Origin of the sequence: Helicobacter winghamensis ATCC BAA-430, assembly GCF_028751035.1 — a bacterium.
In the GTDB taxonomy this organism is placed as follows: domain Bacteria; phylum Campylobacterota; class Campylobacteria; order Campylobacterales; family Helicobacteraceae; genus Helicobacter_D; species Helicobacter_D winghamensis.
Genome location: NZ_CP063533.1, coordinates 372,962 through 392,767 on the forward strand (window position 1 = coordinate 372,962; position 19,806 = coordinate 392,767).

19 protein-coding genes are annotated in these 19,806 nt (G+C 33.9%); 16 read left to right on the forward strand and 3 right to left on the reverse strand.

Annotation, left to right across the window (positions count from 1 at the left end; genetic code table 11):
• Positions 1-28: 28 nt before the first annotated feature.
• The 3 genes from IP358_RS01910 to IP358_RS01920 form a co-directional block, all read right to left on the reverse strand.
• Complete coding sequence (locus tag IP358_RS01910) at positions 29-1,606, reverse strand: flagellin B (protein WP_006801965.1); 1,578 nt, start codon at positions 1,604-1,606, stop codon at positions 29-31.
• Between the two features lie 72 nt (positions 1,607-1,678).
• Positions 1,679-2,224, reverse strand: coding sequence for a class I SAM-dependent methyltransferase (locus IP358_RS01915; protein ID WP_083781371.1), 546 nt, complete (start codon positions 2,222-2,224; stop codon positions 1,679-1,681).
• Entirely contained in the window at positions 2,182-2,346 is a 165-nt protein-coding gene (locus tag IP358_RS01920) for a hypothetical protein (RefSeq protein ID WP_156777712.1), read from the reverse strand. The genes IP358_RS01915 and IP358_RS01920 overlap by 43 nt, the downstream gene beginning before the upstream one ends.
• A gap of 130 nt (positions 2,347-2,476) precedes the next feature.
• Between IP358_RS01920 and IP358_RS01925 the strand changes: the two genes are divergently transcribed.
• The 16 genes from IP358_RS01925 to IP358_RS02000 all read left to right on the forward strand — a co-directional run bounded on the left by IP358_RS01925 (position 2,477) and on the right by IP358_RS02000 (position 19,532).
• The gene (locus tag IP358_RS01925; RefSeq protein WP_370525625.1) at positions 2,477-3,784 is read left to right on the forward strand and encodes a radical SAM protein; all 1,308 of its coding nucleotides are present in this window, start codon (positions 2,477-2,479) and stop codon (positions 3,782-3,784) included.
• A gap of 73 nt (positions 3,785-3,857) precedes the next feature.
• Entirely contained in the window at positions 3,858-5,927 is a 2,070-nt protein-coding gene (locus IP358_RS01930) for a glycosyltransferase family protein (RefSeq protein ID WP_006801962.1), read from the forward strand.
• Positions 5,928-5,955: 28 nt separating this feature from the next.
• Positions 5,956-6,714, forward strand: coding sequence for a class I SAM-dependent methyltransferase (locus tag IP358_RS01935; RefSeq protein WP_006801961.1), 759 nt, complete (start codon positions 5,956-5,958; stop codon positions 6,712-6,714).
• Positions 6,715-6,789: 75 nt separating this feature from the next.
• A complete protein-coding gene (locus IP358_RS01940) occupies positions 6,790-8,346 on the forward strand; it encodes a radical SAM/SPASM domain-containing protein (protein ID WP_101357052.1) in 1,557 nt (518 codons plus the stop codon).
• Positions 8,346-9,482 carry a dTDP-4-amino-4,6-dideoxygalactose transaminase gene (rffA, locus tag IP358_RS01945; RefSeq protein ID WP_006801959.1) on the forward strand — a complete coding sequence of 379 codons (1,137 nt, stop codon included), beginning with the start codon at positions 8,346-8,348 and terminating at the stop codon, positions 9,480-9,482. Before IP358_RS01940 ends, rffA begins: the two co-directional genes overlap by 1 nt.
• The gene (rfbA, locus tag IP358_RS01950) at positions 9,479-10,354 is read left to right on the forward strand and encodes a glucose-1-phosphate thymidylyltransferase RfbA (RefSeq protein WP_040498252.1); all 876 of its coding nucleotides are present in this window, start codon (positions 9,479-9,481) and stop codon (positions 10,352-10,354) included. Before rffA ends, rfbA begins: the two co-directional genes overlap by 4 nt.
• The gene (locus IP358_RS01955; protein WP_040498251.1) at positions 10,344-11,363 is read left to right on the forward strand and encodes a radical SAM protein; all 1,020 of its coding nucleotides are present in this window, start codon (positions 10,344-10,346) and stop codon (positions 11,361-11,363) included. Before rfbA ends, IP358_RS01955 begins: the two co-directional genes overlap by 11 nt.
• Before the next feature lie 9 nt (positions 11,364-11,372).
• The gene (locus tag IP358_RS01960) at positions 11,373-12,734 is read left to right on the forward strand and encodes a hypothetical protein (RefSeq protein WP_006801955.1); all 1,362 of its coding nucleotides are present in this window, start codon (positions 11,373-11,375) and stop codon (positions 12,732-12,734) included.
• 12 nt (positions 12,735-12,746) lie between these two features.
• Complete coding sequence (locus IP358_RS01965) at positions 12,747-13,721, forward strand: radical SAM/SPASM domain-containing protein (RefSeq protein ID WP_006801954.1); 975 nt, start codon at positions 12,747-12,749, stop codon at positions 13,719-13,721.
• Entirely contained in the window at positions 13,718-14,788 is a 1,071-nt protein-coding gene (locus IP358_RS01970; protein ID WP_006801953.1) for a TDP-N-acetylfucosamine:lipid II N-acetylfucosaminyltransferase family protein, read from the forward strand. Before IP358_RS01965 ends, IP358_RS01970 begins: the two co-directional genes overlap by 4 nt.
• Positions 14,785-15,519 (forward strand): WbqC family protein, encoded by a 735-nt coding sequence (locus IP358_RS01975; protein WP_101313117.1) that lies wholly within the window; start codon positions 14,785-14,787, stop codon positions 15,517-15,519. The genes IP358_RS01970 and IP358_RS01975 overlap by 4 nt, the downstream gene beginning before the upstream one ends.
• An 81-nt stretch (positions 15,520-15,600) precedes the next feature.
• Positions 15,601-16,833 carry a DegT/DnrJ/EryC1/StrS family aminotransferase gene (locus IP358_RS01980; RefSeq protein WP_180322778.1) on the forward strand — a complete coding sequence of 411 codons (1,233 nt, stop codon included), beginning with the start codon at positions 15,601-15,603 and terminating at the stop codon, positions 16,831-16,833.
• On the forward strand, positions 16,805-17,362 hold the full coding sequence (locus tag IP358_RS01985) for an acyltransferase (protein ID WP_006801950.1): 558 nt from the start codon (positions 16,805-16,807) through the stop codon (positions 17,360-17,362). Before IP358_RS01980 ends, IP358_RS01985 begins: the two co-directional genes overlap by 29 nt.
• Positions 17,362-18,231, forward strand: a complete 870-nt coding sequence (locus tag IP358_RS01990) for a formyltransferase family protein (RefSeq protein ID WP_006801949.1) — start codon at positions 17,362-17,364, stop codon at positions 18,229-18,231. The genes IP358_RS01985 and IP358_RS01990 overlap by 1 nt, the downstream gene beginning before the upstream one ends.
• Before the next feature lie 10 nt (positions 18,232-18,241).
• On the forward strand, positions 18,242-19,258 hold the full coding sequence (locus IP358_RS01995; protein WP_040498249.1) for a TDP-N-acetylfucosamine:lipid II N-acetylfucosaminyltransferase family protein: 1,017 nt from the start codon (positions 18,242-18,244) through the stop codon (positions 19,256-19,258).
• Positions 19,245-19,532, forward strand: a complete 288-nt coding sequence (locus IP358_RS02000) for a class I SAM-dependent methyltransferase (RefSeq protein WP_370523614.1) — start codon at positions 19,245-19,247, stop codon at positions 19,530-19,532. The genes IP358_RS01995 and IP358_RS02000 overlap by 14 nt, the downstream gene beginning before the upstream one ends.
• Positions 19,533-19,806 lie beyond the last annotated feature (274 nt).

Here is a 19,806-nt window from a genome sequence, read left to right on the forward strand (position 1 = left end):
AAAAAAAGCCCTAAAAAAGGGCTTTAAATTATTGAAGAAGTTTAAGAATGTTTTGTTGCACTTGATTAGCTTGTGCCATAGCAAAGCTACCAGATTGCGCTAAGATATTTGTCTTAGAGAATGTAGCGGATTCTTCGGCAAAGTCAGTATCGCGGATTTGAGATTCTGCGGATTTCACATTAACTTGTGTAACTGTAATGTTGTTAATTGTTGCTACAAGTTGTTGTTGCACAGAACCTAAATCTGCTCTAATTTTATCTAAATGCTCTTGTGCAGATTGTGCCATATCCATAACTGCCATTGCACCCTCTAGGCTTGTAACGCCAGCCCCGATTCCATTAGCATTAATTGCGGCAACTGCACCATTTGCATTGGCTCCAATGGCTGAAGCAATGTTAGAATCAAACTCACCATTAACACTTCTAAGATTTACCGTGTATTGTGCAAGTCCAGTTCCTGCTTGGAAAGCTGCACCTGAGTGTAAGCCCACTTGTGAGAAGTTTGTTCCAGAAACTAGAATATCTCTAGCGTTTAAACGGATTAGAGTTAAACGACCAACAATTGCGTGTGTTGTCCCAGAAACTCCATCAAAAGAGCCACCTGTTAGTGTTCCCCCACCTTGTGTTGCGCCATTCATTACCGCTGAACCACTTGTAACTTGAACAGAAATTGCACGCCCATCTACACTTGTGAGTTGTAATGCTCCAGAGATACTAAGAGAAGCTTGCACGCCAGTGCGCTCTTTTTGCGCATTAATTGCGTTAATAAGCCTTCCATCATAATCATTCTTTTGGACATCATTAATATCTCCAATAGAGATTCCATTAATTACTAAGCCACGGATTGTTCCAGAAGCAATTGGTCCAGCTCCTTGTCCCATAACACTATAAGTTGCACGCACACCTAGTGTGTCAGAGTTTTTATTGATTGCTTCTGCTAATGCACCAATCCCTGTTCCAGCGCTTGTAGAGATTTTTACAGATTCAATGGCATAATTGTTTGTTCCATCTGTATTTAGAAATTTAAGTGTAACTTCGCCCAAGTTTGTAGCGCCAGCACTTGGAGCTAAGTCCCCACCTGTCTCATAGCGGACATGCCCAATCTTATGGGAATTTGTAGGCTGGATTGAAGCTTTAACTGTGGTGTTAGAATATGCACCAATTTGGAATTCTTTATTTGTAAAAGCACCTGATAGCATTTGCTGACCGTTGAAGCTTGTAGTGTTTGCAATGTTGTCAAGCTCTTCCATAAGGCGTAAAATGTCGCTTTGTAATGCGTTTCTGGTTGTTGTTGTTTGACCATCTTGTGCGGCTTGTGTTGCTTTTGTCTTAATGGTATCTAAGATTTTAATTTGCTCATCCATTGCTTTATCGGCAGTTTGAATGATACCAATTGCGTCATTAGCATTTCTTGTGGCTTGTCCTAGCGCGGCTGCTTGAGAGCGCAAACTATCAGCAATAGCCATACCTGAAGCATCATCCGCTGCTTTGTTGATTCTAAGCCCTGAACTTAGCTTTTCAAGTGAATTTGCCATATTGCGGTTATTCACAATTCCTGAAGTATGCGCATTTAACGCATTAACATTGGTGTATATCCTATAACTCATTATGCATCCTTTGCAAAAATTTGAATTTGCAAAGGATAAAGCAAATGGTGTTCCACTTTTGGATTTTAGAAGTTATTTTTCTAAAACTAGCGTAAAATAGGTGCTTTCAAGATTGTTTGAAAGACTGGAATGTACAGTTTTTTCTCCCCATTTTAATGTGAAGGGTGTATGTTTTAGCATTTCTGTGATGTTTTCTTGTGTTGAGCGAAACATGATTGGCTTAAAAATACTTTTGTCTTGCATTGTATAGCCAAGGGTGGAATCAGATTTGCCAAGAAGGGTCAGAAAGCAATACTTTTGGGTAACGCGTGCAAGTTCGTTTAAAAAATGGATTGCTATTTCAAGGGGCATACAATTTAGCACACCACAACTAATTGAGAAGTCAAAAAAGTTATCTCCAAAAGGTAGAGTTGTTCCATTAGAGATTAGGAAGTTGGCGGTTAGATTTAGGCTTTTTGCTAGGGATTGTGCTTGATCTATTGCGGTTTTTGAAATATCAACTCCATAAGCTTCTATTTCAAATTCAGAGAGAAGTAAAGTTTGTCTGCCATTGCCACAGCCAAAATCTAGAGCTTTTAGGGATTTATCTGTGGGGGGGGGGCATAAATTGGCATAAATTGCTTAAAAGCAACTTGTTTTTTGATAAAGCGATTTAGGAATCTTAAAAGTTCATTGTGGGGGTAGAAAATGGAGTTTTCACCATTTATAAAGGAAGTGTCCCACTGATTTGTTGTTTGCATTGTCATCCTTTTTGCTTGAAATTATAGGGAATTATCGCTAAAGCTTGCTGATTCTTGCTAAAGTTTTGCTACAATTTCTGCTAAATTTTGTAATGAATTTGTATTCTATGTGATCCTAAGGAAGCTTAAAATGGTACCAAAGATGTTAAATGATATTTTTTTGGAAATGAAGAAAAAAGGTGAGAGTTTTTGTATTACTAATGAAAATTTTAATAAAACTCAAAGCATAATAGAAGGTGGTTTAACTAAAGAAAGTGGCGGGGGGGGGGTAAATTACTCTAATCACTCTTTGTTACTTACGCAATCTCCATGGATAGCAAAAAATAATTTTAATGGAGAAATCCCTAAAGTTTTACCTAAAGAACAGGTAGAATTTATCTCAAAATCTTTACTTTCTAAATATAAAGCTACAAATGTCAAGCTTTACTTAACAAATCGTTGTAATTATACTTGCCCAATGTGTCCTTATCACGGAGATGGTTATTTAAATGGTAAATTTTTTGCAGATAATTCTGAGCTGAAGCAGGATATGCCCTATGAAAGAGTTGTTGAAATTGTAGATAAAGTTGTTGAGTATGGATTAAAAAGAATCCTGCTTTCAGCACCAGGAGAGGCTTTAATGCATCCTAGAATATTAGATATTATTGCGTATTGTAAATCAAAGGGGTTGTATGTTGTCTTAACAAGCAATGGGGCTTTGATGAGTGCTGATAAAGTTAAGCTTTTAAGGGAAGCTGGGCTTGATGAGGTGGATATTAGCATTGATTCAGTAACAGAAGAATCTTATAAGCAAGTAAGAAGCGCAAAAGAAGGAAATTATAAAACAGCTATTTTTGCTCCTATTCTTGCTAAAAAAAGTGGAATGCATGTTAGTGTTTCTTATGTAGAGCAAGAAGCTAATAAGGGGGAGTTTGAGAATTTATTTGAGTTTTATTCTAAAGAAGGAATTAATAATATCCGCAAGGGATTTCAATGTGATCTTTCAGAAAAGGGAATTGTCAGAAGAGGAAGAGGGTATAAGGGGGAGTATATTCACGGATTATGTATGTATTATACGGTGCTTGTTTTGGTTGATGGGACATTGATTTCTTGCTGTTCTATGGAAGGGTTTTTAAAAGAAATTAAAGATAAACTTCCTAATATTTTTAAATGCAAAAATTTTGATGAAGCTGTTGAAAAATTATATGATTTTATGGCTAATGATGCGTATATGTATCATAAATGTAAGCAATGTGAAACTTATATCCCTAATGCGACAAATATGCGAAAAATGCAAGTTGAGAATGGATTTGTAAAAATTTCTGGCTTTACAAATGCAATCTATGTGAATGTTCCCAAACAATTAAAGGGGTTGCCTGATGATATTTTGCACTATCTCTATAAAAAACATTGGGTTACACAAATGAAAATTGATGGTTTGTTTAAAGGGGATCAATAGTTTTACAAAAGGCTAAAGTTTTGCTACAATCTGCCGATATTTAATGCTTAGAAAATATTAAAAGAGAGTAGCAATGCAATTTCAAACACAAGAAATTATAGAACGCTTAAAGGTAGCACAAAATAAGCAAGAAATTAATGCAGCAATGGCTTTAATTAGGGCATTTGGGCAAGAGTGGCAAAAGAGTTTAAGCAAAGAAGAATCTAAAGAGATTGTAGGGCTTATTAGAGAGAAAGCTTTAGAAATAATTATTAAAAAAGGCGATGTGCCAGATAGAGATTTTTTATGGGCATATGGAATCTTTAAGCATTTGGAACAACAAGTAGGCAAAGAGGCTTTAAAGGATTTGAGATTTCAGAGCTATATTGATCTTTGTGTGCCTTATGTGAAAGATTTTAATTTGTCCTATTATGAGCGTTTGTTATTTATTGATTATTCTGCTGTGGCATTGTTATTAAGTGGAGAGATTGAGAAGGCTATTAGACTCTTTTTATCACATATTATTTATTTAAGTTTGCGTGAGAATTATATTTTGGATCTAGAGCCTTTTGTAAGAGGGATTGCCCAGTATTATTCCTTTCCAATTGAGTGGATTTTAGAGATACAAAGGGAAGCATTAAAGGCTGAAAATTATGATAGTTTAGATGAACATATTAAAAAATCAATTTTTTTGTGGAATATGCATACTTTTTGGAATGTGCAGTGTTATTATAATAACTTAAAGTGGAGAGAGAATTTTCCAGTTTGGCTTGAAGTATTAGAGCGTTTGTTAGAGCAGGGCAATTTAGATTTAGCAATGTATGTAAGCTTTTATATTTATCATAAATTTGGAAATTCTGCACAAACACAGGAAGATTGGCAAGAATATAATGATAAAGTTGTGAAGCGTGTAGAGCCTTATTTTGTGGAGTATGGCAAGACACTTCCAAAGTGCAAGGATAAGGTTGATTCAAGCAATGGGCGTAAAATTAGAATCGCACTTTTAGAGGAAAGAATGGTGGAGAATTCTCCTTATAAAGTGGAATATTCCTTATGTAAGGCATTAATGCGAAATAAAGAATTTGCAGAGAAATATGAAATTATTGTGTATTCTATGGCATATATTCAAAAGAGTGCAGATGATATACAAATTATGCAAAGCTTTGCAGAGATTGGTTGTTCCGTCTTTAGCCCTGCATATAAAATGGTGCGGGAGTATAGTTATTATGTTCCACATTTACAAAAAGCCTTAGCAATTAGAAACTCCATTTTAAGCGAAGGGATTGATATTTTGATTTCTACAAGTTATATAGATGCGAGCAATTTTCTTTTTGCTACAAGAAGTGCTCCTAAACAAATTTTTTGGAGTCATGGAAATGGAAGATATGATATAGTTGGGATTGATGAAAGAATGAGTCATTTTGCACAACAATCTCCTAATTTTATTTTTAAAGATTTCAAAGTGCCAATGGATGAAGAAAAGTTTTATAATCCACCTTGCGCAAAAGAAGTTATAGAGGCTGAGAGGGCAAAATATCCTATTAGTAAAGATACTGTAGTTCTTGGCGTGATAGGGCGTTTAGTGAAAGTAGATAGCGATGAATATTTAGAATGTATTGCTGAAGTTATGCAGAGATATAAAAACACAATTTTCATTGCTCCAGGAAGCGGTAATATTCCTGTAATTAGAGAGAAAGTAGAAAAGCTTGGAATTTCAGATCGCTTCTTTATGCCTGGATTTGTAGATGCACATATTTATGGACATATTATTGATATTTTTTGCTCGACTTTTCCTTTGGGGCAAGGGGAAAGTTGGTCTGAGTTTAAGGCAAAAGGCAAAGAAAAGAGATTGATTGGTCTTACTAATAAAGAACGCTTTTCATCAACATTTAAATTTATTTTAGAAAATCACAAACAAGAGATTTTTGAGAGATTTGGCAAAGAAGTTTTTGATGAAATGTTAGAGTGCATACCTGTTAGGGGAAATAGCTATATTGCTTTTGATACAGAGGAATATAAGGAAAAACTTTCTTTACATATTGCAACACCAAAAGATCAAGATATAAGAAAAAGGGAAGACTTTCTATATGAAGATTTATTAGATGTTAGACAAAAAGCAGGAATTCAAAAAATTATTGATATTTTTGAAGAGACGGTTGATTAGTGATAGTGTTTAATAGCAAGGGGTTTAGATGCTAGAAAAAGGTTTTTCTGAAATGTTGGATTTTGCTTTAGGGCAAATGCAATGCACGAAACAAGATAAGATTTTAGATTTTGGTTGTGGAAATGGACGATTTGTTAAGGCTATGCAAGAAAAAGGATTAAATGCCTATGGGTGTGATATTGCTCCTAAATTTAGGGGAGATTTGTTTTTAGAAAGACAAGGGGTTGATGAGAGTACAAATAAGATTTTTTACTACCATTTGGGGGAAAAACTGCCTTTTGATGATGCAACATTTCAATCTGTTTTTTCTTATCAGGTTTTTGAGCATATCAGAGATTTGGAGTCAAGCGCAAAAGAGCTTGCTAGAGTTACAAGAAATGGAGGAATTGTTTATAGTGAGTTTGCAGCTTCATACCCATATAAAGATTGTCATACAGGATTACCTTTTATTTATTTGATGCAAAAATCTCATTTTTCTACATTAAATAAGATTTATTGTGCATTGGTGGTTAAGCTCGGATATGTAAAAAGAGAGGATATTGCAAAAATGTGGAGATTTTCTCGTAAATACTTGTTTTTTCGTTCTTATGCTTCCATGGATTCAGTCTTTAGAAAAAATGGCTTTAAGGTATTAGATATTACTTATAAAAGAAGATTGGCAAGACTTTTATTAGATGGTGTGAGAAATTTAAAAGATCTTTACAACTATAAGAGAAGGAAGGAAGGAAGGAAGGAAGGAAGGAAGGAAGGAAGGAAGGAAGGAAGTCGCGCGTTGATTTTTTTGTAAAAATTTATTTGTGTTGGCATACATTTTTCTATCGCTTAGGAACAAATCGTGTTATATTACTAATAAGGGAATAAAATGAAAGCTATTTTTGTGGTATTCAATGATTTAAAAGATGTAAAAAACTTTGATAATAATTTGAAATTTTATGAATATGAGTTGAATTACATAGAAAATTTTTATAGTGATCAATTTTATGCAATTTTACGTAGAAATTACCAAGATATTAAACAAAAAAAGACAATTTTATTTGGTTTAAAATATCCTTTAGAGTCTTTAGAAGACAGAAATTTTATTAAAGAGTTTATTAATTATTCAACAAAAACACAAGCAAATTATTATTATTTTCCAAAACCAACTAATAAGGTTAATTTAAATAATTTTGCTTTGTTTGCCTTGCAAGAATCAATTACTTTAGATGTTTTTAAAATCTCTATTTTACAAAAACAAGGGGCAATTAGTATTTATCAGCACGAACGCTTACAACAAATGCTGTATAAAGAAAATTTCAAAAAAGATTCTGTATTTAAGCGTTTTTACCCAGAATCTAAGCAACTTTTTGAGCTTTCTCCTTTTTGGCAGGAATATCAAGTTGATGATACAATAAATACTTACAACTTAATACAAAGGGCGACTTATTTTTATCCAGCACCAAAGGGAATAGGAATCCAGCTTAATAATATTTGTAATTTGGAATGCACAATGTGTTGGCATTTCTCGCCTATTTATAAAGCAATGCACGATGAAGAAACAAAAAAATTTTATGCAAGTAAGAAAGAGTTGGAAAGCTCTATTGTATATGGTATTTTAGACTATGCAGGAAAGCATAAATGCACTGTGCATTTTAGTGCTAAGGGAGAGCCTACAATAGATAAACGCTTGCCTGATTTTATTGCTTATGCCAAAAAAGCTGGTTGTCCTGTGATTTCTCTTGTCACAAATGCAACTTTGCTGGATAAAAAATTGGCTAAAAAGCTTTTAGATAGTGGTTTAAATCGGATTTATTTTAGTGTTGATGGAGCAACTGAAGAAACTTATGAAAAAACGCGTGGAGTTAAATTAAGTTTAGTGGAGTCAAATATTTGTAACTTTTTAGAAGAGTCTAAAAATTATAACGATATTAGAGTTAGATTTAATTGCACTTTAGAGGGCGATGCGATTAATGAAGTTGATACTTTTATTGAAAAATGGAAGCCTTATGCCAATGAAATTCAATCTTTAAATTTTACTTATGTAAATTCTTACACACAAGATGGAGGCTCTTTAAAGAAGCAAATTAATGATGCTTGTGATAATGCACGCGTGTGTAATGATCCTTGGCTTACAGATTTGTTAATTGTTGATCCGGTGGGAAATGTTTATCCAAGTTGCGGTTGTCCTGTTTCTCAAAAAAATAGTGCGGGGGGGGGGGCATTATTAATGGGTAATGTTTATAGGAATAGTTTAGAAGAGATTTGGGGGGGGATTAGATATAAAAATTTAAGAAAAGAGAATTTACTAAAAGAGTTTTTGGAGTTCAATCCTTGTCAAGGTTGCTCTTCTAGGAAATTAGTCTCTAGTGCAAAAGAGCAATCAAATAAGATTGATATTGGAGTTAGAAGAATGTTTATCTTTGATAAAGATGAGGACAGATAGTGATACCATTTTCTAAGCCCTATATTAGCCAAATTGTCCGCAATAAAATTGAAGAAGTTTTAAGTAAGCAGTCTTTGTGTGGAAATGGTTTTTTCTGTAAAGAAGTGGAAAATTTTTTTAAAAAAACTTTTTTAATCAAAAAAATTTTACTCACCGCTTCTGCAACGCAAAGTTTAGAGATGATGGCACTGCTATTAGATATTAAAGCAGGAGATGAGATAATTGCCCCCAGTTTCACATTTGTTTCTAGTGTGAATGCGTTTGTTCTAAGGGGAGCTAGGGTTAAATTTGTAGATATTAATCCTAAAACAATGAATCTTGATGAAAATTTGATAGAGCAAGCCATTACAAAAAAAACAAAAGCAATTATACCTGTGCATTATGCAGGGATTAGTTGTGAAATGGATAGGATTATAGAGATTGCAAAACATTATAAAATAGCGGTTTGTGAAGATGCAGCGCAGGGTGTAAATGCATTTTATAAGGGTAAATCGTTAGGGAGTATAGGGGATTTTGGCGCATTTTCATTCCACGAGACGAAAAATTATACAAGTGGCGGAGAAGGTGGAGCATTAGTTGTTAATAATGAAGAGTTTTGCCAAAGAGCGGAAATTTTACAAGAAAAAGGAACGAATCGTAGCTTGTTTTTTCAAGGAATGGTGGATAAATACACATGGGTAGATTTGGGTTCATCTTTTTTATTGTCTGAATTGCAAGCTGCATTTTTGATGGGACAACTAGAAGAGATTGATGAGATTTTACAAAAGAGATTAATGCTTTGGAATGAATATTATAAAGCACTTTTGCCCTTGAAAGAAAAGGGTTGCTTGGAGCTTCCATTTTGCCCGGATCACTGCGCACATAATGGACATATTTTTTATATAAAAGTGCGAGATTTAGATCAAAGAAAAGAAATTTTGGAATTTTTAAGAAAAAAAGGAATTATTGCAACATTCCATTATATTCCTTTGCACGCTTCAAAAGCGGGTTTGAAGTTTGGTGAATTTGTTGGATTGGATAGATACACAACCAAAGAGAGTGAAAGATTGCTTAGACTGCCTTTGTATTATGATTTAGATAAAGCAAGCCAAGAAAAAGTGATTTCTAGTTTGTATGATTTTTGGAAAGAACAATGAAGGGTATTATTCTAGCAGGTGGAAGTGGGACTAGGCTTTATCCTGCAACGCTTGGAATCTCAAAGCAGTTGTTGCCGGTTTATGATAAGCCAATGATTTATTATCCGCTCTCTGTGCTAATGCTTGCAAAAATCCGTGAAGTTTTAATCATCTCCACACCTAAAGATACACCACGATTTAAGGAAATTTTTGGCAATGGAAGCTGGCTTGGAATGGAGATACAATATTGTGTGCAGGAATCGCCAGATGGGTTAGCGCAAGGATTAATTTTAGCAGAAGAGTTTGTTAATAGTGAGAATTTAGCATTGATTTTAGGGGATAATATTTTTTATGGGCAGGGATTTTCGCCAATGCTACTAGCAGCAAAAGAGAGAGCAAGGAATGGGATTGCAAGCATTTTTTCTTATCGCGTGAAAGATCCTTGTCGCTTTGGTGTGGCGGAGTTTGATAAAACAGGGAATGTGCTAAGTTTGGAAGAAAAGCCTAAAAATCCAAAGAGTAATTTTGCAGTTACTGGGCTTTATTTTTATGATAATAATGCAATCTCTATTGCAAAATCTCTTAAGCCATCAGCGCGTGGAGAGCTAGAGATTACCGATGTTAATATTGCGTATTTAGAGCAGGGTAAGCTGTATTCTCAAGGTTTGGGTCGTGGGTTTGCGTGGCTTGATACAGGCACACACGATAGCTTGCTGGAAGCTGGGAGCTTTGTGCAAACAATTGAATTGCGACAGGGTTATAAGGTAGCTTGTTTAGAAGAGATTGCGTATTATAATGGCTGGATTACGGAAGAATTACTTTTAAAGCGTGCGGAGAGTTTAAGCAAAAGTGGTTATGGTGAGTATTTAAAAGGTGTTGTTAATGGAAATTAATGCGTTTAATGCAGGCGATAAGATTCTTTGTTATAGTGATAAGATTGATTATTTTTTAAACTTTCATAAAACTTTGGTTGTTGCAGAGTTGGACTTAACAAATGTATGTAATCATAAATGTCCGGGTTGTTGTGGAAATAATGAAAATAATGCACAACTCTCAAAAGAACAGATTGATAAGATTGTTGAAGGATTAGCTAAACTTGGTAATAAAGGGGTGATTTTATCTGGTGGTGGAGAGCCCACTTTAAGCCCACATTTTGAATATGCTGTGCGGTGCATTAGAGAAAATGGAATGAAGATTGGTCTAAATTCTCACGGAATGAATTTAGATAGAAAGAAATGTGAGATTATCGCAAACAATATGGAGTATTTCAGAATTTCTTTAGATGCTGGAAGTGCTGAAATGTATGCAAAGATCCACGGAATGAGTGCTAAAGATTTTGACAAAACATTGCAAAATATTAAGTTATTTTCAGAGGTAAAAAAAGAGTTAGAATCTAAAACTTCCTTTGGGGTTGGATTTTTGACTAGCAGAGAAACTTCCGTTGATATGGAATCTTTTGTGAGATTAGCAAAAGAAAATGGGGCGGATTTTGCGCAGTTTCGCCCCTTTATTGGAGATGATTTTGATGTTTTGCCGCTTTTAGAAGCATTAAAAACAAAATATGAGTGTGATACTTTTAAAATTGTTGCAAGTTTTCAAAAGTATAAAGAAATGCAAAACTTAGAGCAAAGAGGTTATAAGAAGTGCCATGGAATGTTCTTTAGCACTTGCATTAGTGCGGATTTTAAAGTGTGGGCTTGCTTGCACTTTAGGCAGAGTCCAAAACATTTGCTAGGGGATTTAAGAAAAGAGAGTTTGGAGCAAATTTGGCGTGGAAGTAGGATTAGAGAAGTGTATGAAAGTATAGATTGTGCGACTTGCCCAATTTTGTGCCGTAATGATAGTTTTAATAAAACGCTAGACAGATTGCAACTTAGTGTTTTTAATGCAGAGTTTTTATAAGGGTTATCTATGCGTTATTTTATTTATCCAAAAGGTGGTCACGGCAGAACTTTGGCAGAAATGATAAAGTTTTTAGACCATTCCGTCGAGATTGCATTTATTGATGATTATTATGCGGAGATTTCTTTAAAGGCGCAAAAAGAAGAGATTTTAAGAAGTGGGGATAAGGTTTTATTGGCGTTAGAGCAAAAGAATCCTTATAGTCGTGTGGTTATGCAAAAGCTAATTGCAAATTTAAAAGAAGCAAAGATTGCAAATTATGCAAAGGCGGTTTTGTGGTATTCTTCAAAAATTGTAGAATTTGCTAGAGAAAAAGTGCTTCAAAAAGGTTGGAGTAAGGAAAATACTCTTGCTGTTGGTGTTTATAATCACGCTGGAGAGAAGCATTTGGGATTTGTTGATGAAGAGCTTAAAAAACAGAGTTTTAATGTGTTATATTTATGCAGTAACGATGTTGCTTATCAAAGATATTCAAAAAAAGATTCTAATAATTCCTTGGCAATTCCTTTAGTTATTGAGCATTTTGATTTGGTGGATTTTGTGTGGGGAATTTATATGACAACCCCGCTAAATTATAAAAATCCCAGCGTGAAATATTTTTATCAGCCCCACGGGATTGCGGATTTTTTAGAGAATATTTTGCGCTTTGGTGGTGTTGAAGAAACTATGGAAATCATTAGACATGCTGATTATGTTGTTGCGCCTACAAAGTTGGAAGTGGAGATTTTAAAAAAGGCATTGCAAGAGTATTGTTTGGAGTCAAAAGTGCGGGTTTTAGAAGGGGGTTATCCAGCCTTTGAGGTGGTAAGGGAGCAAATGTTGGAATCCAAAAATGAAGTTTTGCGTGATAGTTTGTTGGTGGCGGTTTCTGATGAAGAAGATTTGCTGGCGATTAAAGAGGGTATTGCCTTGCTTTTAGAAAAAGGGATTAAAGTTATATTCCGTCCAAGACCTTATTGGAATAAAACAGCAGTGGATAATTTTCAAAATGACTTTTTAGTGTATTCTAATTTCAGCCTTGATAATGCTGATAAGATTCAAGCAAGCAGTTATCAAAAATCTTTTGCGGTTTTAACAACTGCTTCTAGTGTGGGTTATACCTTCCCGCTTACGACTTTTTGTCCAGCGATTTTGTATTTTAAAGACAGAACAAAATTGGATTCTAACTTCTATGGCTATGCTTATTTTAACCCCATTTTACATAAGAAAGCTAGCACTCCTTTAGAGTTATTAGAAGTTGTAAGCAAGCTTGTTTGCGGGCAAAAAAGCCAAGAAATTATGGAATATAAAAATGCGCAAGTGTTTCATTTAGGGAGTGCTAGTTTAGAGATTGCAAAGAGTATTAAAGCAATCCATAAAGAAGATTGTTAGTAAAGGATTTTTATGCAATATGGTTTTCAAGAGCATTTAACGCCACATTTTCCTTCACAAATCACCATTGATGTTACACAATATTGCAATCTTGCTTGTATTCATTGTCCGCATAGTAATTTTGCAAAATCTCCTAGTTTTAGTGGGGCGCATTTAGATGAGATGGTGCATCAAAAGTTTATTGATGAAGTGGCAAGTGATGGGTTTGGGTATTGTGAATATTTGCGTTATACAGCAAATGGAGAGACGCTAATTCATCCAAAGATTGATAAGCTCTTAGAATATGCGTGTAAAAACTCAAAAACAAAAGTGAATGTAACAACAAATGGAATGCTACTCAATGAAAAGAATCGCGCAATGCTTCTAAGATGCGGTGTAAATGTTGTAGATATTAGTCTTGATGCTTTTTTAGACGAGACTTATGCAAAGATTAGAGTTAAAGGCGATTTAAAGTTAGTTAGAGAAAACATTTTAGCATTACTTAAGCAAAGAGAAGAAGAAAAATCTTCTTTAAAACTTGTAGTAAGCTTTGTAGAACAGCCATTAAATCAAAATGAAACACAAGATTTTAAGGCCTTTTGGGAGGAAGCTGGAGCAGATTTTGTAGTGATTAGAAAGTTGCATTCTGCTGGAGGATTTAAAGAAGGCATTAAAGAGAGAATGCTTCATTCTTATGCAAAAGTGCAAAGGAAACCTTGTATTTATCCTTGGGAGAGATTATTGCTTATGCCCACAGGAGAGCTTGGTTTCTGTCCCACCGATTGGGCGCATCAAGGGATTTTAGGGGATTTAAGAGAGGTTAGCATTAAAGAAGTGTGGCAAGGGGAGAAAATGCAAGCTTTAAGAAAAGCGCATTTGGAAAATGACTTTAGCAACTTTGCATTTTGTGGGCAATGTCCAGATTGGATACATACAAGATGGCCCAAAGAGAATGGAAAAAATTATGCAGATATGATGCGTCAGATTGTGCCTGAGGATTTATTATGAAAATGTTACACATTGTCGTGTATGAAGATAAATTTACTCCCCAGCTTATTTATAAGCTTAATACATACTTTGCGGATAAAAAGACTTTTTATGTGCTTGTGGATAAAAAGGGACGCAAAGAGTTTCCAAAAGAGCTTTTAGCTTATGATAATGTAATGATTTATCAAGGGATTAAAGATTTTTGGAAGCTTTTAAAGATTGCAAGTGGGGCGCGTGTTGTTGTCTATAATGCGCTTTTTTACCGCTTCTTTTTGCAAATGCAACTTTTAGCTTGTGCGATTTTTAAGCCAAAGGTGTGGATTGTGTGGAGTGCTGATATGTATCTTAGAGATTGTAGTAATCTTTTAAAAAAGCTTTACAATCGCTTTTTGGTTTCAAGGTTTGCATATCTTGCAACTCCTATTGAAGGGGATTTTGCAAATTATCAAAAAATATGGGGCTTTGGGGCGAAAAATTTACGCTTTTTCTTTCCTTTTTCGCAAGATATTTTAAAGATTCCTTTAACGCAAAAGGAATCGCAAACAACTTGGATTCAAGTGGGTAATAGCGGACATTTCACAAATCGGCATTTAGAGGTGTTAGAAATGCTAAAATGCTACAAAGATAAGGATATTAAAATTGTGATTCCCTTGTCTTATGGTTGTAATAAGGACTATCAGCAAAGTGTGGAGAGTGCTTATAGAGAAGTTTTTGGAGAAGAGAAAATTTGGATTTTAAAGGAAAATTTGCCTTTTGTGGAATATGTGAAATTGCTAGGATACATTGATATTGGAATCTTTCATCATTTTGTGCAAGAGGCTGGGCATAATGTTATGCTCTTAGAAGCGTTTGGTAAAAAATGTTATATTTGTTCGCAAAATACGCTGTATAATATGTCTAAAGTTGTCTTTAATGTGAAAGTTTTTAGAACGGAGGATTTAGAGAATTCGCCTTTTGAAGAGTTTATTGCGTGGGATAGTAAGGATTCTAGGGAAAATATGGAGAAAATGCGCTATTTTGTTAGTGATGAGTTTTTTAAAGATGAGATTGAGAAGTTTTATGATGTGTTGCAAAAGGAAATCCAGTGAAAAAAATCGCTATTTCTCAGTCAAATTATATCCCTTGGAAAGGGTATTTTGATTTAATTAATAGTGTTGATGAATTTGTGATTTATGATGATATGCAATACACAAGGCGTGATTGGCGAAATCGGAATCTTATTAAAACTCCAAATGGTGTTAAGTGGTTAAGTATCCCTGTGGAAGTCAAAGGGAGATTTACACAGGCTATTAAAGAGGTTAAGGTTGTGAATATGCAGTGGAAAAGAGAGCATTTAGAGAGTTTGCGCCATAACTATTCTAAGGCTTTATATTTTAGGGATTATTTTGCTTGGTTTGAGGAATTGCTTATGGGGACTACAAGTGTTTATTTAAGCGAGATTAATGCAAAAATTTTAAAAGAAATTAATGCTTTGCTTGGAATTGTTACAAAGATTTCTTATTCTTGGGATTATGAACTTTTTGGAGATAAAACACAAAAGCTTATAAATATCTGTAAGCAAACTGGGGCAAGTGAATATATAAGTGGTCCAAGTGCTAAGAATTATATTGATGAAAATTTATTTAAAGAATCCAATATTAAATTAAGCTGGTTTGATTATGATAACTATCCACAATACACACAGCTTTATCCTCCATTTATCCATAATGTAAGTGTTTTAGATTTGCTTTTTAATACAGGCAAAAATGCTTCCTTTTATCTAAAGAGCTTTAATTCTCCTAATTATGCGGGGGGGGGGGGCATTTCTACTCCTTTATAGCTTTTTTCTCTCTTTTTATTATCTTTTATTCTTTGTCTTTTTTCTTGTATGGAATCGTAAATTTTGTTTTGGCGGTGGCTTATGATTTTTGTTTCTAAGCCTTATTTGCCATCTTTTGCAAAATATCAAAAATATTTAGAACGCATTTGGAAAAATCATCATCTTACAAATTTTGGTCCTTTGAGTTTAGAGTTAGAGGAAAAACTTAGTGAATATTTAGGCGTTAAATATTTGGTTTTAGTTAGCAATGGCACTTTGGCATTACAATTAGCTTATAGATTAGTAGGTTTAAAGGTAGGAGATAAAGTTATTACAACTCCTTTTAGCTTTGTTGCTACAACAAATTCTTTGTTGTGGGAGAGTATTTCTCCTGTTTTTAGCGATATTAATAAAGACAGCTTAAATTTAGATATTAATCAGTTGCCAAAATACTTAAGTGCTGATGTTAAAGCGATGGTTTGTGTGCATGTGTTTGGAAATCCTTGTGAAGTGGAATCTTTGCAAGAATATTCTAATAGGCATCATTTAAAGCTCATTTATGATGCGGCACACGCTTTTGGCGTAAGATATAAAAATAAAAGCATTTTTGAGTATGGAGATATTTCTACACTTAGTTTTCACGCAACAAAAATTTTTCATTGTGTGGAAGGTGGAGCTGTGATTTTAAAGAATGAAGCAATGTTTAAAGAGGCTAGAGAGATGATGAATTTTGGGCTTAGGGATTCTATTCCTGTAAAGCTTGGGATTAATTTAAAAAATAGTGAATTTCACGCGGCTATGGGACTTTGTGTTTTGGAGGATATGGAGTATATTTTAGAGCAAAGAGAAAGAGTCTGGAGCTACTATGCAACGCATTTAAAAGATGATTTTATCTTGCAAACATTTAATACGCAAGCTACTATGAATTATCATTATTTTCCTATTATTTTTGAAAGTGAATTGCAATTAATAGAAGCATTTAAAAGGCTTAATCATAGCGGTATTTTTCCTAGAAGATATTTTTATCCTTCTTTAGATGAATTATCATTTTTTGAGGGTGGATTGTGTCCTGTTTCAAGGGATATTGCGCGTAGAATATTGTGTCTGCCTATGTTTGTGGATTTAAATAAAACGCAACAAGATAGAATTATAAATTTATTGCGGGGGGGGGGGATAATATTCCCTCTTTATCTGCATTTTTATTTATTTTTTATCTTAAAACTTTTTTTCAACTTTTCTTTCAATATTTATTTATTTCAACTTTTAAAATCATCTTATTTCTTACAAGTTCTAATAAGGAATCCAAATGGCGTATTTAACACAAAAAGAGCTTAAGGCTTTAGGCTTTAAAAGCTTGGGGGAGAATGTTAAGGTTTCCACTAAAGCAAGCTTGTATGATGTGCATTTAATGGAGCTTGGAGATAATGTAAGGATTGATGATTTTTGTGTCGTTAGTGGAAATGTAATTTTGAAAGATTCTGTTTGGCTGGCTCCATTTTGTCTAGTGGCTGGTGGCTGTAAGCTTGAGGATTTGCAAGAAGGTGGGGTTTTAATCCAAGAATATAGTGCGTTTTCTTATGGAGTAAAGGTTTTTTCGCGCAGTGATGATTATGTGGGCGCAAATACGGGAGTTGTTGAGAAGGTGCGGATTGGGAAGCATTGTGTTTTTGGGGCAAATAGTGTTGTTTTTGCCGGGAGTAAGATTGGTGATTATGTCTCGGTTGGGGCATTGAGTTTTGTTAAAGGGGTGTGTAGAGAATATGGCGTTTATGCTGGGATTCCAGTGCGATTGCTTCAAATAAAACCTTGTGTGTGGGGGGGGGGGGGTAATTTTTGTTGCCATTCTTCAAAAGGGGTAGCATAATGGGTTGCTATCTTTTTTGTTTGGGATATAAAGGATATTTTGTTTTACAAGAGCTTGCTAGACTTAATAGGCTTGGATTGATTTGTGGTGTGGTGAGTTGTGAGGATACGACTCAAGAGAGTTATTATGAAAATATTAAGGAAATATGTTTGAAAAATAATGTTAAATTTTTTCATAAAAAAATGATAGATATGCTTGATAAAAAGAAAATAGCTATTGCTATTGCTTGGCGATGGATTATTAAAGATTTTTCACAAGTGATTGTGATGCACGATTCTTTATTGCCAAAATATAGGGGATTTAATCCACTTGTAACAAGTTTGATTAATGGAGATGAATATATAGGGGTTAGTGTTTTATATGGGATTAATGAATATGATAAGGGAGATATTATTGCACAAAGGAGTCTTAAAATTTTCTATCCTATTACAATATGGGAAGCAATTTTAAAAATTTCTTACCTTTATGCAGAATTATGTGTGGAAGTGTTGGAAAAAATTTCAAAAGGGCAAAAGATATTGGGTGTGCCACAAGAGCAAAAAGAAGCGACTTATAGTTTGTGGAGAGATGATAAGGATTATTTTATCCAGTGGGGGTGGAGTAGTGATAGGATTGTGCGTTTTGTTGATGCAGTAGGGTTTCCTTATGATGGAGCAAAGATTCTTTTTGAAGGTAATGTTCTTAGAGTATTAAAGGCAGAGATTTTTGGAGATGTGAGAGTTGTTAATAGGGATTATGGGAAGGTAATTTTTATGGATAATGGTTGTTGTGTGGTGGTGTGTAAAAGTGGGTTGGTAAAGTTATGCGAAGTAGTAGATATGCAAGGTAGGCAATGGAGTGCTCCAAGGTTTAGAATACGCTTTGAATAGGAGTAGGAAAATGATTTTACACATTTTAAGTTCTGCAACACATTCTGTCAGATTTGTAGAGTTTATGCAAAAATATTTTGATTTAAAAAAACATAAATTTGTTTATGTGCGTCCTGATATTTGCAAATATGGATTAAGTAACTTTAAAGAAGTGGAGCATATTTCTACTTTAAAGCAACAATTGAAGCTTATTTATCTAATGCAAAAGGCAGATAAGATTATTTTGCACGGATTATGGCGACATGAAGTGATTAATCTTTTGTATTTTCAAAAATGGCTTTTAAAAAAGTGTTATTGGGTGTTATGGGGTGGTGATTTTTGTTTAGGTAAGGAATCTTATAGCAGGAGACATAATTTTGTTTTGCAAAATGTTGGGCATTTGATTTCTATTGCTGGAGATTATGAGTATGTCAAAAAGGAATATAACACAAAAGGAGAAGTTTTCTATTCTAAAAGTTTCTATGTATCAAATGTTTTTAATGGAGAGTTATATCTGTCTAATAAAGATGGAAAACTGGTGATTTTAATTGGTAATTCTGCTGATCCTTTGAATTTACATAAGGATATATTAAACGCCTTAAAGCCTTATAGGGATTCTAATATAGAGTTAATCTGTCCTTTATCTTATGGTTCTAACAAAGAATATCAAGATGAAATTATAGAGTATGGTAAAAATATTTTTGGAGCCAAATTTAAACCGCTTGTAGAATTTATGCCTTTAAATGCTTATTTAGATCTTCTTTCTTCTTTGGACATTGCGATTTTTGCACACAAAAATCAGCAAGCTTATGGAAATATCATACAACTTTTAGGAATGGGTAAAAAAGTCTATATGAGAAAAACCACTGCTTATAATGAAGTGCTTAAAAATGGATTGAAAATTTTTGATTTTGATAGTGGTGTTGATTTATGCAGAATTGATGATAGTGCAATTAAAAATCACCATTTGACAAAGAATATTTATTCTTTAGAAAATATGCTAAGTGAATTTAAAGAGTTATTTGGAGTGGATAATGAAGCATTTTAAATCACAAACTTTTAGCGGAAAATTTGTTAAGTATTATGAAATATTTTTTAGCGATAAATGTTTTTCGCGCATTGGAGATTATTTGTTGCGTCTATTTAAAGAGTGTGTGATTGGTGATAGGATATTAGACTTTGGGTGTGGAACGGGAATTTTTTGTGAATATTTTGCTAAGAATGGATATAAAGTTGTTGGTGTTGATGTAAGTTTTGATATGATTGAGTATGCTAAAAAGAATCACAATCTTCATTCCGCGCGGGGGGGGGGGGGCAAATAGAGTATTATTGTGATGATATTAGAAGTTTTCCAAGAGAAAATAGAAAAAAATTTGAAAATTTTAATATAGTTTGTGCATTATCGCATGTAATTTGCTATCAAGTTTCCAATGAATCTTTATTAAAGGTTTTTAGTAATGCATATTCTAATTTAGAATATAACGGAATCTTTGTTTTTGATTTTTATCATCAGGCTGGAATTTTTACGCATAATCTTAATGCAAGGATTAAAAAAGTTGCAGATGGAGAGATTAAAATTGTAAGATTTTCTGAGGC